The 12,153-nt window shown below is 60.1% G+C and carries 15 protein-coding genes and 1 tRNA gene; 7 read left to right on the top strand and 9 right to left on the bottom strand.

The features are described 5' to 3' along the window. Positions 1-21 precede the first annotated feature (21 nt). Together EDE05_RS24665 and EDE05_RS24660 are read left to right on the top strand one after the other, a co-directional pair. Positions 22-468 (top strand): GNAT family N-acetyltransferase, encoded by a 447-nt coding sequence (locus EDE05_RS24665; RefSeq protein ID WP_105372455.1) that lies wholly within the window; start codon positions 22-24, stop codon positions 466-468. Between the two features lie 55 nt (positions 469-523). Then, positions 524-1,153 carry a glutathione S-transferase family protein gene (locus tag EDE05_RS24660; RefSeq protein ID WP_112800258.1) on the top strand — a complete coding sequence of 210 codons (630 nt, stop codon included), beginning with the start codon at positions 524-526 and terminating at the stop codon, positions 1,151-1,153. Positions 1,154-1,185: 32 nt separating this feature from the next. Here EDE05_RS24660 and EDE05_RS24655 read toward each other — a convergent pair whose 3' ends face one another. Next, positions 1,186-1,404: a hypothetical protein gene (locus EDE05_RS24655; protein ID WP_105372453.1), complete on the bottom strand. Its 219-nt coding sequence runs from the start codon at positions 1,402-1,404 to the stop codon at positions 1,186-1,188. A gap of 197 nt (positions 1,405-1,601) precedes the next feature. After that, on the bottom strand, positions 1,602-2,009 hold the full coding sequence (locus tag EDE05_RS24650) for an OsmC family protein (protein ID WP_112800256.1): 408 nt from the start codon (positions 2,007-2,009) through the stop codon (positions 1,602-1,604). Between the two features lie 219 nt (positions 2,010-2,228). On the opposite strand from EDE05_RS24650, the gene EDE05_RS24645 reads away from it, so the two are divergent. After that, positions 2,229-2,408 carry a hypothetical protein gene (locus tag EDE05_RS24645; RefSeq protein ID WP_105372451.1) on the top strand — a complete coding sequence of 60 codons (180 nt, stop codon included), beginning with the start codon at positions 2,229-2,231 and terminating at the stop codon, positions 2,406-2,408. A 45-nt stretch (positions 2,409-2,453) separates the two neighbouring features. On the opposite strand, the gene EDE05_RS24640 is transcribed toward EDE05_RS24645, so the two are convergent. The 3 genes from EDE05_RS24640 to EDE05_RS24630 all read right to left on the bottom strand — a co-directional run bounded on the left by EDE05_RS24640 (position 2,454) and on the right by EDE05_RS24630 (position 5,876). After that, positions 2,454-4,076, bottom strand: a complete 1,623-nt coding sequence (locus EDE05_RS24640; RefSeq protein WP_112800254.1) for an ABC-F family ATP-binding cassette domain-containing protein — start codon at positions 4,074-4,076, stop codon at positions 2,454-2,456. 80 nt (positions 4,077-4,156) lie between these two features. Continuing rightward, positions 4,157-5,647 carry a trigger factor gene (tig, locus tag EDE05_RS24635; RefSeq protein WP_112800252.1) on the bottom strand — a complete coding sequence of 497 codons (1,491 nt, stop codon included), beginning with the start codon at positions 5,645-5,647 and terminating at the stop codon, positions 4,157-4,159. A 144-nt stretch (positions 5,648-5,791) separates the two neighbouring features. Further along, positions 5,792-5,876, bottom strand: a tRNA-Leu gene (locus EDE05_RS24630). Positions 5,877-6,606: 730 nt separating this feature from the next. On the opposite strand from EDE05_RS24630, the gene EDE05_RS24625 reads away from it, so the two are divergent. The 3 genes from EDE05_RS24625 (at position 6,607) to trmFO (ending at position 8,714) form a co-directional block, all read left to right on the top strand. After that, the gene (locus EDE05_RS24625; protein WP_105372448.1) at positions 6,607-6,753 is read left to right on the top strand and encodes a DUF1127 domain-containing protein; all 147 of its coding nucleotides are present in this window, start codon (positions 6,607-6,609) and stop codon (positions 6,751-6,753) included. 241 nt (positions 6,754-6,994) lie between these two features. After that, positions 6,995-7,138, top strand: coding sequence for a DUF1127 domain-containing protein (locus EDE05_RS24620; RefSeq protein WP_105372447.1), 144 nt, complete (start codon positions 6,995-6,997; stop codon positions 7,136-7,138). A gap of 166 nt (positions 7,139-7,304) precedes the next feature. Further along, positions 7,305-8,714, top strand: a complete 1,410-nt coding sequence (gene trmFO / locus EDE05_RS24615) for a methylenetetrahydrofolate--tRNA-(uracil(54)-C(5))-methyltransferase (FADH(2)-oxidizing) TrmFO (protein ID WP_112800250.1) — start codon at positions 7,305-7,307, stop codon at positions 8,712-8,714. Here the strand turns inward: trmFO and EDE05_RS24610 are convergent. From EDE05_RS24610 to yajC, 4 genes are all read right to left on the bottom strand, one after another. Beyond that, a complete protein-coding gene (locus EDE05_RS24610; RefSeq protein ID WP_245422894.1) occupies positions 8,692-9,156 on the bottom strand; it encodes a hypothetical protein in 465 nt (154 codons plus the stop codon). The genes trmFO and EDE05_RS24610 overlap by 23 nt on opposite strands. A 118-nt stretch (positions 9,157-9,274) precedes the next feature. Further along, positions 9,275-10,129 (bottom strand): phytoene/squalene synthase family protein, encoded by an 855-nt coding sequence (locus EDE05_RS24605; protein ID WP_112800248.1) that lies wholly within the window; start codon positions 10,127-10,129, stop codon positions 9,275-9,277. 1 nt (position 10,130) lies between these two features. Beyond that, on the bottom strand, positions 10,131-10,517 hold the full coding sequence (locus EDE05_RS24600) for an Mth938-like domain-containing protein (protein WP_112800246.1): 387 nt from the start codon (positions 10,515-10,517) through the stop codon (positions 10,131-10,133). A gap of 86 nt (positions 10,518-10,603) precedes the next feature. Beyond that, positions 10,604-10,951: a preprotein translocase subunit YajC gene (gene yajC / locus EDE05_RS24595; RefSeq protein ID WP_105372443.1), complete on the bottom strand. Its 348-nt coding sequence runs from the start codon at positions 10,949-10,951 to the stop codon at positions 10,604-10,606. 195 nt (positions 10,952-11,146) lie between these two features. On the opposite strand from yajC, the gene EDE05_RS24590 reads away from it, so the two are divergent. Continuing rightward, positions 11,147-12,019 carry an ATP-binding protein gene (locus EDE05_RS24590; RefSeq protein WP_105372442.1) on the top strand — a complete coding sequence of 291 codons (873 nt, stop codon included), beginning with the start codon at positions 11,147-11,149 and terminating at the stop codon, positions 12,017-12,019. Positions 12,020-12,153: the final 134 nt, after the last annotated feature.

Raw genomic sequence — 12,153 nt, 5'->3', positions numbered from 1 at the left:
GTTTTTTTTGGGGAGCCAGCCATGACAACCACCGTCCGTCCGCTCGAACCTTCCGACCGGGTCCAATGGGAGCCGCTCTGGGAAGCCTACCTCCGTTTCTATGAAACCGTGCTGTCGAAGGACCAGTACGAGCTCACTTGGACTCGCCTTCTCGACCCGGGCGAGCCAATGCATGGCTTCGGCGCCTTCGACGAAACCGGCAAGATGGTCGGCATCGCACATGCGATCCTCCACCGGTCCTGCTGGCTTCCGGACTGGACCTGTTATCTTCAGGATCTCTACGTCGCGATGAGCGGGCGCGGCCGGGGCACCGGCGAAGCGCTGATCGAGGCCGTGGCCGAGCTGGCACGGCAGAAAAAGGCCGGACGTCTTTATTGGCTGACCCACGAGAGCAATGCGACCGCCCGGCGGCTCTATGATCGGATAGCCCAGGCTTCCGGCTTCATCCAGTACCGCAAACCGCTGTGACTTGATTCCGCAAAACAGTCGCCGTAGCACTGGCGGAAACCAAGAGGAGGACGTCATGACGGAAGAACTGGTACTCTATACCAACCCGATGTCTCGGGGGCGCATTGCCCGCTGGATGCTGGAAGAAGTGGGCGTACCCTATCGGGCCGAAATCCTTCACTTCGGCACGACGATGAAGGGGGAGGCCTACAAGGCGGTCAATCCCATGGGCAAGGTGCCGGCGGTCGTGCACGGAAAAACCGTCGTGACGGAATGCGCCGCGATTTGCGCTTATCTTGCCGATGCCTTCCCACAGGCAGGCTTGGCGCCCTCGCCGGCCGCCCGCGGCGATTATTACCGCTGGATGTTCTTCGCAGCCGGCCCGCTGGAAGCCGCCGTCAGCAATAGGGTGCTTGGCTTTGAAGTGCCGCCGGGCCGAGAGCGAATGGTCGGCTACGGCAGCTTCCGGGATGTGATGGACACGCTCGAAACGGCTGTCGGCGCCCATACCTATATCGCCGGCGAGACCTTTACGGCTGCCGATGTCTATGTCGGCGCGCAGATCGGTTGGGGGCTGCAGTTCGGTTCGATTGAAAAACGACCGGCGTTCGAGCAATATTTTGAAAGACTTGCGACGCGGCAGGCCTATCAGCGCGCATCGGAAAAGGACAATGCCGCGGCCGCTGAACTGCAGCAGGCCGGTTAGTGCTGGATCCGGCCGGATGGCGGGGTAGCCGCTCAGGCTCCGTCGTCGTCGGCATCCAACGCCAGAGATGTCGCGAGATAGCCGAGCCCGAAAACGGAGCCGAACCCGTAGATCACCAGCCACATCTCAAGCGCAGCAAGAGTCGTGGGGCCAGTTACAAACCACTGGAGAAGGATCGCCAATGCCGTGGCAGCGCCCAGGGCAAAACCGATCGACACGCGAATAATGATATAGCTGATCAGCAGCGGCATCTTCTGGCCTCCTGCATGCCCTGGCGCAATAACTGGATTGCAAGGCAAGAAGTTCCGTCGCTTGCCGTCAGACCGTCCTACACCTTTTGGGCGACGCGATTACGGAGGCGTGGCAAGGATCAAGCGGGGAGTGCCCTTCGGGAGCAAGGGAGTGGCGCCGATGTCGGTTCTGGTGTCGCGGCGGGCGCCGTCCAGAGTTATAGCGAGGAGATAATGCTGACCGGGATGCCGAGCCGAAGGGAATTGGCGACGGTACAGACCTGCCACGCCCTGTCGATGACAAGGCGAACGTCCGATCCATCCCTGGTTTCGCAACGGACGGCGACCTCGGCACCTGTTGCCAACAGTGGCGAGCCATCCAGGGCGACGGTTACCGTCACTTCGATCTCACCCAGTTCGACATCCATTTCGTGTGCCGCATACCGGAGGTCGTTGCAGTAACAGCCGCCGATCGCCAGGCCGAGAAGCTGGGCGCCATTAAAGCCCAGCCCCTTGCCACCAGCCTTTCCATCGGGCCGATCGACGACCACCGTATGCCCGCCTGCCCATCCCAATGCTGCTTCCGTCCCGGCTACATTGCGCAATTCAACGGTAGAGGTCGCCATCCTGTCCTCCCAAGGGGCGGTGACCAGCGGCCGGGCGCATCAACAGTTGCACCGCTCCTCCACACTGAGCCGCCTCCGCACAGCATGTAGGTACCGGGGCCGGTTATCAAGAAAGATCGTCAGGAAGGTTGGGGCATCTCGTATGGCTGCAACCCATGGAGCGGGATCGGGAACATTTTTCCATGGTGCGCGTAAGTAACTTCATTAGGAGTTGCGACCATGGCCAATCGGTTCGGAATGCCTCGTTATGAAATCATCGGCTCCCTCATCCTGGCGACGATCGTGGGATTCGGTGCCCTGCTGAAGATCAGCAGCCAGGATAGCGAGACGGCGCAAAATCAACCCCGGCAACAGCTGGAAGTCAGCCCGGCGCTAAGGCCGAACGGCAGTCGCGGTTAACTGGCCCGCAAGCCCCCGCGCCGCACGTCTTGCATATTGCTCACCTCAGCTTCTCAGGCCCGGCGCCTCGTAACCGGTCCGTTCGACATACTCCGTATATCCGCCGTCATAACGGTGGATGCCCTCGGGCGTGAGTTCGAGAACACGGTTTGAAAGCTCGGCGAGGAAATGCCGGTCGTGGGAAACGAAAAGCATCGTGCCTTCGTAATCCGAAAGCGCCTTGATCAGCATTTCCTTGGTATCGAGGTCGAGATGGTTGGTCGGCTCGTCGAGGACCAGGAAGTTCGGCGGATCGAAAAGCATGGCCGCCATCACCAGCCGCGCCTTTTCACCGCCCGAAAGCACCCGGCACTTCTTTTCCACGTCGTCGCCGGAAAACCCGAAGCAACCGGCGAGCGTCCGCAGCGCCCCCTGCCCGGCCCGCGGAAATTCCGCCTCCAGCCATTCGAAGACCGTCAGGTCTCCGTCGAGCACATCCATCGCATGCTGGGCGAAATAACCCATCTTGACGCTGGCGCCGACGGTGACGTTGCCCTCGTCAGGCTCCGCCGAACCGGCCACAAGCTTCAGAAGGGTCGACTTGCCTGCGCCGTTGATGCCCATGATGCACCAGCGTTCCTTGCGGCGCACCATGAAATCCAGCCCCTCGTAGATCGACCGGCTGCCGTATCTCTTATGCACGTTCTTGAGATTGACCACATCCTCGCCGGAACGTGGCGCCGGTTGGAATTCGAACGCCACCGCCTGGCGGCGCTTTGGCGGCTCGACCCGCTCGATCTTGTCGAGCTTCTTGACCCGGCTCTGCACCTGTGCCGCGTGCGAGGCGCGCGCTTTGAAGCGCTCGATGAATTTGATTTCCTTGGCCAGCATGGCCTGCTGGCGTTCGAACTGGGCCTGCTGCTGCTTTTCGTTTTGCGCCCGCTGCTGCTCATAAAAGGCATAGTCGCCGGAATAGGTGGTCAGCGATCCGGCATCGATCTCGATGATCTTGGTAACGATGCGGTTCATAAACTCCCTGTCGTGCGAGGTCATCAGCAACGCGCCATCATAGCCCTTGAGGAAGGATTCGAGCCAGATCAGGCTCTCGAGATCAAGATGGTTGCTCGGTTCGTCGAGCAGCATGACATCCGGGCGCATCAGCAGGATGCGGGCAAGCGCCACGCGCATCTTCCAACCCCCCGAAAGCTTGCCGACATCGCCGTCCATCATCTCCTGCGTAAAGCTCAAGCCGGCCAGCACCTCGCGGGCGCGCCCCTCGAGCCCGTAACCATCGAGTTCCTCGTAGCGCGCCTGAACCTCGCCATAACGCTCGATAATCTGATCCATCTCGTCCATCCGGTCCGGATCGACCATCGCCGTTTCGAGTTCGCGCAGCTCGGCAGCGACCTCGCTCACAGGCCCTGCCCCGTCCATCACCTCGGTCACAGCGCTGCGTCCGGACATTTCGCCGACATCCTGGCTGAAATAGCCGATGGTGACGTGTTTTTCGACCGTGACCTGCCCCTCGTCCGGGATCTCCTGGCCGGTGATCATCCGGAAGAGCGTGGTCTTGCCGGCGCCGTTCGGGCCGACGAGTCCGATCTTTTCGCCGCGGTTCAACGCCGCCGACGCTTCGATAAAGAGAATGCGGTGACTATTCGACTTGCTGATGTTTTCGATGCGGATCATGGCGAAGAACTTTGGAGGTTGTCACAACAAAAAAGCCGGATCGTTGCCGACCCGGCTTTTCTACAGATTCAATGCGAAGCTTATTCGGCGCTGTCCTCAGCGGCCTTCTTCTTCGGAGCAGCCTTCTTCTTCGGAGCGGCAGCTTCTTCGCCTTCGGCAGCATCAGCAGCCTCGGCCTTGGCGGCAGCCTTCTTCGGAGCGGCCTTCTTCTTGGCCGGCTTTTCAGCAGATTCGGCCTCGTCTTCGGCCATCAGCTCTTCCTTCGTCACGGTCTTGTCGGTGACCTTGATTTCAGAAAGCAGCTTGTCCACGACCTTCTCTTCGAAGATAGGAGCGCGGAGCGAAGCGGAAGCGCCGGGGGTGTTGCGGAAGAAATCGAGGATTTCCTTCTGCTGGCCCGGGAACTGCTGAAGCTGAGCGTAAAGGGCACGCTGCATCTCTTCTTCGGTTACTTCGACGCCGGCCTTTTCGCCGATTTCGGAAAGAACGAGACCGAGGCGAACGCGACGCTCTGCGAGCTTGCGGTATTCGACGCGCGCATCTTCCTCGGTGGTGTCTTCATCCTCGAAGGTCTTGCCCGACTGCTGAAGATCGGTGTTGATCTGACGCCAGATGTTTTCGAATTCGGCGTCGACGAGGCCCTGCGGGGTGTCGAACTTATAGAGTTCATCGAGCTGGTCGAGAATCTGGCGCTTCACCTTTTGGCGGGTAACGCTGCCGTACTGGCTTTCGATCTGGCCGCGGACGATCTCCTTGAGACGGTCGACGGATTCGATGCCGAGCTTGGAGGCAAGCTCATCGTTGATTTCGATCGCGGCCGGAGCGGCGACTTCCTTCACGGTGATATCGAAGGTGGCTTCCTTGCCGGCCAGATTGGCGGCCGGATAGTCAGCCGGGAAGGTCACGGAGATCTGCTTTTCGTCGCCGGCCTTGACACCGATCAGCTGGTCTTCGAAGCCGGGAATGAAACGGCCCGAACCGAGAACCAGTTCAGCGTCCTCGGCAGCGCCGCCATCAAAGGCTTCGCCGTCGACCTTGCCGAGATAGTTCATGGTGACGCGGTCGCCATTGGCGGCCTTGCCCTTCTTCGTCTCAAACGTGCGCGCGCTCTCGGCGATCTTTTCGATCTGCTCGGTGACTTCCTCTTCGGTGACTTCCACCACTTCGCGAACGACGGACAGGCCGCTGGTCGGCTTCAGCTCGATCGGCGGAATGACTTCATAGGAGAGCGTGAATTCGAAATCGGCCTGAGCATTCAGGATCTTTTCGGCTTCAGCTTCGTCCTCGGTCATGGCGACCGACGGCTGCGTCGCCGACTTTTCGCCGCGCTCGGACAGGATCTTGGTCGGGCGTTCACGGACAATCTCGTTGACGAGGTCGGCCATGATCGACTTGCCGTACATCTTCTTGAGATGTGCAACGGGCACCTTGCCCGGACGGAAACCGTTGATGCGGACCTTGTCCTTGGCGTCGGCGAGGCGAACGTTCAGTTCGGCCTCCATATCCTTCTTCGGGATAACGACCTTGATTTCGCGCTTCAGCCCTTCAGCGAGCGTTTCGGTAACCTGCATTTTTAAACCTTCATATCGTGGCGGCGGTGCCCAGACAGCCATTGTTTCAGTGAGCACATCGCCGGAACTTCAAAGAGACCAGCCGCAGCTTCGTGGAGCGCTTGTCTTCGGCCATTCCTGACCCGACCGCACTCCTGGCGGTGCTGGTGCGGGTAGAGAGACTTGAACTCCCACGCCTTGCGGCACCAGAACCTAAATCTGGCGTGTCTACCAATTTCACCATACCCGCGCCCCAACCGCGTCGAAAATCCTCGTGGCCTGAGGCCTTCCGGAGCGCGCGTCTCTATATCACCCGTTTCAGCACACGCAAAGGGAAAATGACGGTTTTTTGGCACTTCCGCAAAAGCCCGAAAAACCCGCCTGCCGGGCCCTGCAATCCTGCCGCCAAGGATGCTTAACTTTTTATTAAATTCTAATGTGTATATTGGAACCAACTAGGAAGAAGGCATGCATGAATTGCATGTCATCCATTCCCATATTGCACTGCACAATAAGCGTGTGGCTTCGTAATATGGAGATACGGCGATTGATTGGAACATTTTCCTGATCTCTCCGGTTCGAACGGTCTGGCACCCGTTCAGAAATGAAGTGCCCTCGGGATTTGATCCCGCGATGAAAATTCGGGCGACGCACTCCTCCTCCCAGCGTAAGCCCGATGGGACTGGCGATCCTCCTCCTCCCAAATCGCCGGTCGTTACAAATGACGCCCACCGGACCTCCTCCCCCGGTGGGCGTTATTTTTTTGCGCCGCAAAAGGAGGATTTCCCCGATGGGCATGCAAAAATGCCCATTGTATACCCAGTCATCATCATGGTTAATCGTTTCGTAATGCGTCAATTGCATAGGTGGCATACCGAATAGGCGCTGTTACTTTTTGCGACGCAACATATATTAGCGGTCATGAGATTGAAGTCAGCGCCGAAGGGGCTGCTGGCAAGGGCCTTGAAAGGGACACGACCATGAACATCGCACAGAAACTCAGCAGCTGGCGCAAGTATCGCGAAACCGTCAACGAACTCGGCCGCATGAGCGACCGCGAACTCAACGACCTCGGCATCGGCCGCGCAGACATCCGCCGCGTTGCACGGACCGCAGTCGGCTTCTAAGCCGATCACGACGGTATTGATGACTTTCAAAAGCGCTTCCCTCTGGGAGGCGCTTTTCTTTTTGTGCCTTCCCTTTGCATCCGTGCCGGTTTTTCAGGCTCAGCCCTAAAATTCACCAACCTCCTGCACATTTGCATGGCAGTCGCATATTTTTTGCACTGCACTTTTTTATTATGCGGTTGTATAAGACTGACATCGCTGATGACGACAGAGCATCAGGACAAATCTTGAGGAAACGACCATGAACCCGATCCGCATCGCTAAGAACTGGATCAGCTACCGCCGCACGATGAACGAGCTTGGCAATCTTTCCAACCAGGCGCTCAACGACATCGGTCTGACCCGTTACGATATCCGTAACATCGCATCGCGCTCCTTCCGCTAATCCGCCCGCTGGTGGATTGCGCCGCGCGACGCCGCAGCGGCGACAAGCCAATAGCAGGCCAGGCAGGCACATCCAAGGACGTATCAAAGGCACCTGATCGGGTGCCTTTTTGATTCCGGCCCATTTTTGATTTGGGTTGGGCAAACGGCGTGATAATGAGCCGGTCATGACGAATAGCTCCCTCTCCCCCATCCATGTCATCGGCGGCGGTCTGGCCGGATCGGAAGCCTCCTGGCAGATCGCCCAGGCCGGGGTGCCGGTGATTCTCCATGAAATGCGCGGCGTGCGCGGCACCGACGCCCATAAGACCGATGGTCTGGCCGAACTGGTATGCTCGAATTCCTTCCGCTCCGACGATGCGACGGCCAACGCGGTCGGCGTCATCCACGCGGAAATGCGGCTTGCCAATTCCCTGATCATCGCCTCGGCTGACAGGAACCAGGTACCTGCCGGCGGCGCGCTCGCCGTCGACCGCGACGGCTTTTCCGAAGCGGTTACCGAGGCGATCGAAAAGCATCCGCTGATTACCGTGGTGCGCGAGGAAATCCAGGGTCTGCCGCCCAAGGAATGGGATCTGGCGATCATCGCCACCGGCCCTCTCACCTCGCCGGCGCTCGCCGCGGCCATTCAGGCGGAGACGGGTGAAGATTCGCTCGCCTTTTTCGACGCCATCGCCCCGATCGTGCATCGCGATTCGATCGACATGGACATCTGCTGGTATCAGTCGCGTTACGACAAGGTCGGCCCTGGCGGTACCGGCAAGGACTATATCAATTGCCCGTTGGATGAAGCGCAGTACAACGCCTTCGTCGACGCCCTCATCGCCGGCGATACGGTCGGTTTCAAGGAATGGGAAGGTACGCCCTATTTCGACGGCTGCCTGCCGATCGAGGTGATGGCGGAGCGCGGCCGTGAAACGTTGCGCCACGGACCGATGAAGCCGATGGGGCTAACCAATGCCCACAATCCGACTGTCAAGGCCTATGCGGTCGTGCAGCTTCGGCAGGACAATGCACTCGGCACGCTCTACAACATGGTGGGCTTCCAGACGAAGCTCAAATACGGCGCGCAGGCGGAGATCTTCCGGATGATCCCGGGGCTGCAGAATGCGGAATTTGCCCGCCTCGGAGGTCTGCACCGCAATACCTATATCCACTCGCCGGTCCTCCTGGACAGGACGCTGACGCTGAAAAGCCGGCCCGGCCTGCGTTTCGCAGGTCAGATCACCGGCTGCGAAGGATATGTGGAAAGCGCCGCGATCGGCCTTCTGGCCGGCCGTTTCGCCGCCGCCGAACGAAAGGGCGAACCGCTGGTCGCCCCGCCGGCAACGACCGCCTTCGGTTCGCTGCTCGGTCATATCACCGGCGGCCATCTCGTTTCGGAAGACGAGCCGGGAAAACGCTCCTTCCAGCCGATGAACGTCAATTTCGGGCTGTTTCCGGAGTTGGAGCCTGGCTCGATCGTCAAGCCGGAAGGCGTCAAGCGTTTTCGCGGCAAGGACAAGACGGTCATGAAACGGCAGTTGCTGGCGGCGCGGGCGCTGCAGGACTGCTCTATTTGGCTCGGTCGGGACTGATGCCGTCTCCGGACGCGTCCGGATCGGCTGGCGCTTCCACCGTTTCCCCGGCCCCAAGGCCAGGGATGTTGACATAGTTGTCGAGCAGCCAGAGCGAGACTTCAGCGGCTTCCTTTTCCGTCGAGAAGACGAAGGTGCCGTTCTGGGTCGGCGCATCGAGGAATTCGGCGCTGAATCCTTTCGCGTTCGGCAGAGGGAAGATCCGCACGCGGCCCGGAGCGATCAGGTGGCAGGCGTAGTGGTTGCCGCGACTGCGCATGAAACCAGCTTTGCTACCGTAGAGCCGGACAAAGATTGCGCCCGCGTCCGCGGTGACATGCAGGCTGCGGATTGCTTCATTGGGGAAGGCGCGACCGAATTCCAGGATGGCGAGACCGGTATCGTGACGGCTTCCCTCCTGGTCCTTGCCGATCAATCGGGTCACGTAATAGGCGAGCGCCATCAGAAGCGCAAAGATGATCAACCAGACAATGACGGGACTCACGCCGCTTCTCCTTTGATGCGCCGGCCTATGCCCTGGTCGCTTTAAACGACGAGCCTTGTGCGAATTTAGCGTCCGATCAAAACCGGCGGGTGATGCCCGCCTTCAGCAGCCTGAGTTGACGCCGCCATTGCGGCGATTGCAGGGAAATATCGAGCGCAGCGACGCCCGCCCGAGCCGCGCGGCGCAGGACCGATTCAGCTAGCGCTACCGGCAGGAAGGCCGGGAAGACGGAGGCGGGAATCGGCCCGGCTTTTCGTGCCTTGGCGAGATGCTCGAGGCCAAGGCCGGCGAAGGCATCGATGGCGGCGGATATGCGTGTCTTGTCCTCACCGCTCAGGAATGTATCTCGGTCGAGCCCGGTGGCAGCCAAAATGTCGACCGGCAGATAGAGCTGATGGCGATGTCGGTGCACCGGCAAGAGCAACAGGAAGCCTGCGATCGCCTGCGCTACGCCGGCATGACCGGCCGCATCGGCAGATTGGCTGGCATCGTCGGCCGAGAGGATCAGACTCGCAAGCTGGATCAGCGCAGAGGCTGTCTCTCCCGCATAGCCTTCCAGCGCGTTCCGGTCGGCGATCGGATCGTCATATAGGTCGAATATCCGCGCCTCGACCATGTCTATGAGCGTCTGCCGGGGCAGGCGATACGTCTCTATGGCCGTGATCAGGCCGGCGGCGATGGGATTACCGCCGCTGTCGCCATGCGCATTGCCTTCCAAGAGATCACGCCACCATTGCAGGCGGATTTCGCCGGGCAGCGGTTCGCGCACTACGTCGCGCACGCGGGCAATCTCGGCATTGAAGGCATAGAGCGCGGCAAGCGCACCGCGCTTGTCCCCTGGCGAGAGAAGGCAGGCAAGGTAACGGTCACGGTCCGTTTCCCTCAGCATCGATAGACACAGATCGCGGGTTTCTTTTGGGGAATCGCTCATATCAGACAGCAATCAGGGCGGCCGCAACGGCCCGCGATTCGGCCAGCATGATATTGAAGGTCCGAACCGCCGCGCCCGTGCTCATCGGATCGGAGGCGATGCCCTTCGCTTTGAGTGCTGCCTTCAAGCTGGCGGGAAGCGGCTTCAAGTTCGCACCCGTACCGACCAGCACCACTTCGATGCCTTCCGCCTCGGCGAGCACCCTGGCGAAGGCCTCGACCGTCAGCGGATCGCCTTCCTGCATATCCCAGCCGTGGATTCCGGACGGAAGGCAGAGCAAGGAGCCGCGATGCGACATGTCGGCAAAACGGAAGCCGCCGTTGCCATAGGCATCGATCGGAGCGCGGCCCGGAAAATGGGCTTCGCGGATTTCGATGCCTTTCGCCATAGTGCGCACATACCTTAAAAAGTTTCGGGCCGGACGATCCGGCCCGCGCAATTTCTACAAGCTCGTTTGATGCGTGCCCGCCTCAATCAGGCTTCTGTCTTCACCGGCTCGCCCTTGACCCGGACTTCAGCGATATAGGCCCGCATGGCGCGTATCTTCACGCCTTCGGCAATTTCAACTTCCACTTCGGAATCGTCGATGACCTTGCTCACCTTGCCAGTGATGCCGCCGCCGAGAACGACCTGATCACCGCGGCGGATCGCCGACAGCGTCTCCTGGCGCTTCTTCTGAGCTGTCCGCTGCGGGCGGATCAGAAAGAAATACCAGACCACCATCAAAGGGGCGAAAAGGAACAGCATTTCGAGGCCGGAGCCAAATGCGGAGGCTCCGGGTGCGGCGCCTTCGGCCTGGGCGAATGCTTCGGTAATGAACATCGAGAACTCCTAAGATTACCGGAGACCCAAGCCCCCGTTACAAGCCGCCGGAATATAGTTGTGATGGGCGGGAATGCAACAGAAACAGGTTGTGAACAGTACTGAATCCACTACTCGCAGCCTTTTGACGCATCAATGGCCATGGTACCGCAGCAACCGGAGCATCGAAGCCGTCTGAACGACCGGAGGAACACGATGAGCGATGACATCAACACCCTTATCCTGGCTGAAGTTCGCAGGCTCGCGGATGCCCTGGAGCGTCTCGCCGGACCGGCTCCGGCCATCAACGACTGGAATGCCGCCGACTGCTTCGTCTGGGTGCCGACCAACCGGCGCCTTTCGCCGGTGGCGCGTCCCAACCGCGTTGCCTTGAAGCTGATCCGCGGCGTCGATCATGTCCGCGACATCCTGCATGAAAACACCCAACGTTTTGCCGAGGGTTTTCCGGCCAACAACGTGCTTCTCTGGGGCGCACGCGGGATGGGAAAATCCTCCCTGGTTAAGGCTGTTCATGAGGACGTTCGCTCGGCGGCGGGCATCCCCCTGAAGCTCGTCGAGGTGCATCGGGAGGATGTTTCATCATTGCCCGACCTTCTCGACATTCTCAAAATCTCCGGCCATCGGGTCATCATCTTCTGCGACGATCTTTCCTTCGACCACGACGACACGGCCTACAAGTCTCTGAAGGCCGCGTTGGATGGCGGAATCGAGGGGCGTCCCGACAACGTGCTCTTCTACGCGACCTCAAACCGCCGCCACCTGCTGCCGCGCAACATGATAGAGAACGAACAGTCGACAGCCATCAATCCTTCCGAGGCGGTCGAGGAAAAGGTATCGCTCTCCGATCGTTTCGGCCTGTGGCTCGGCTTCCATAAATGCAGCCAGGACGACTATCTGACGATGATCGACGGCTATGCGGATCATTTCGACCTCGGCCTCGAGCGGGAGATATTACACGCGCAAGCGCTCGAATGGGCAACGACGCGCGGGGGACGCTCCGGACGAGTCGCATGGCAATATATCCAGGACCTCGCCGGCCGGCTGCGCAAACCGATCAACCGCGACTGAAAACCCGGCTGTTGCGGCACCATTGCCGACGGAAATCGCCAATCGGGATAGGGGGGAGCCTATTGGCTCCGCCCCTCCCACACCACCCGGCATGGGGGTCCGCACCGGGCGGTTGGAGCAGTTGAGGTCGTCAG

Origin of the sequence: Neorhizobium sp. R1-B (genome assembly GCF_004368875.1) — a bacterium.
In the GTDB taxonomy this organism is placed as follows: Bacteria; Pseudomonadota; Alphaproteobacteria; order Rhizobiales; family Rhizobiaceae; genus Neorhizobium; species Neorhizobium huautlense.
The sequence above is the reverse complement of the archived record's forward strand: the minus strand, read 5'-3'. Positions and strand labels throughout refer to the sequence as shown.

Bases quoted from the DNA above. Each gene is read 5' to 3' on its own strand.
- EDE05_RS24655 (WP_105372453.1), bottom strand. From the start codon at position 1,404: ATGCCGCTGCTGATCAGCTATATCATTATTCGCGTGTCGATCGGTTTT.
- EDE05_RS24640 (WP_112800254.1), bottom strand. From the start codon at position 4,076: ATGATCCGCATCGAAAACATCAGCAAGTCGAATAGTCACCGCATTCTC.
- EDE05_RS24605 (WP_112800248.1), bottom strand. From the start codon at position 10,129: ATGAGCGATTCCCCAAAAGAAACCCGCGATCTGTGTCTATCGATGCTG.
- EDE05_RS24610 (WP_245422894.1), bottom strand. From the start codon at position 9,156: ATGGCGCTCGCCTATTACGTGACCCGATTGATCGGCAAGGACCAGGAG.
- trmFO (WP_112800250.1), top strand. From the start codon at position 7,305: ATGACGAATAGCTCCCTCTCCCCCATCCATGTCATCGGCGGCGGTCTG.
- tig (WP_112800252.1), bottom strand. From the start codon at position 5,647: ATGCAGGTTACCGAAACGCTCGCTGAAGGGCTGAAGCGCGAAATCAAG.
- EDE05_RS24665 (WP_105372455.1), top strand. From the start codon at position 22: ATGACAACCACCGTCCGTCCGCTCGAACCTTCCGACCGGGTCCAATGG.
- EDE05_RS24620 (WP_105372447.1), top strand. From the start codon at position 6,995: ATGAACCCGATCCGCATCGCTAAGAACTGGATCAGCTACCGCCGCACG.
- yajC (WP_105372443.1), bottom strand. From the start codon at position 10,951: ATGTTCATTACCGAAGCATTCGCCCAGGCCGAAGGCGCCGCACCCGGA.
- EDE05_RS24625 (WP_105372448.1), top strand. From the start codon at position 6,607: ATGAACATCGCACAGAAACTCAGCAGCTGGCGCAAGTATCGCGAAACC.
- EDE05_RS24600 (WP_112800246.1), bottom strand. From the start codon at position 10,517: ATGGCGAAAGGCATCGAAATCCGCGAAGCCCATTTTCCGGGCCGCGCT.
- EDE05_RS24660 (WP_112800258.1), top strand. From the start codon at position 524: ATGACGGAAGAACTGGTACTCTATACCAACCCGATGTCTCGGGGGCGC.
- EDE05_RS24590 (WP_105372442.1), top strand. From the start codon at position 11,147: ATGAGCGATGACATCAACACCCTTATCCTGGCTGAAGTTCGCAGGCTC.
- EDE05_RS24645 (WP_105372451.1), top strand. From the start codon at position 2,229: ATGGCCAATCGGTTCGGAATGCCTCGTTATGAAATCATCGGCTCCCTC.
- EDE05_RS24650 (WP_112800256.1), bottom strand. From the start codon at position 2,009: ATGGCGACCTCTACCGTTGAATTGCGCAATGTAGCCGGGACGGAAGCA.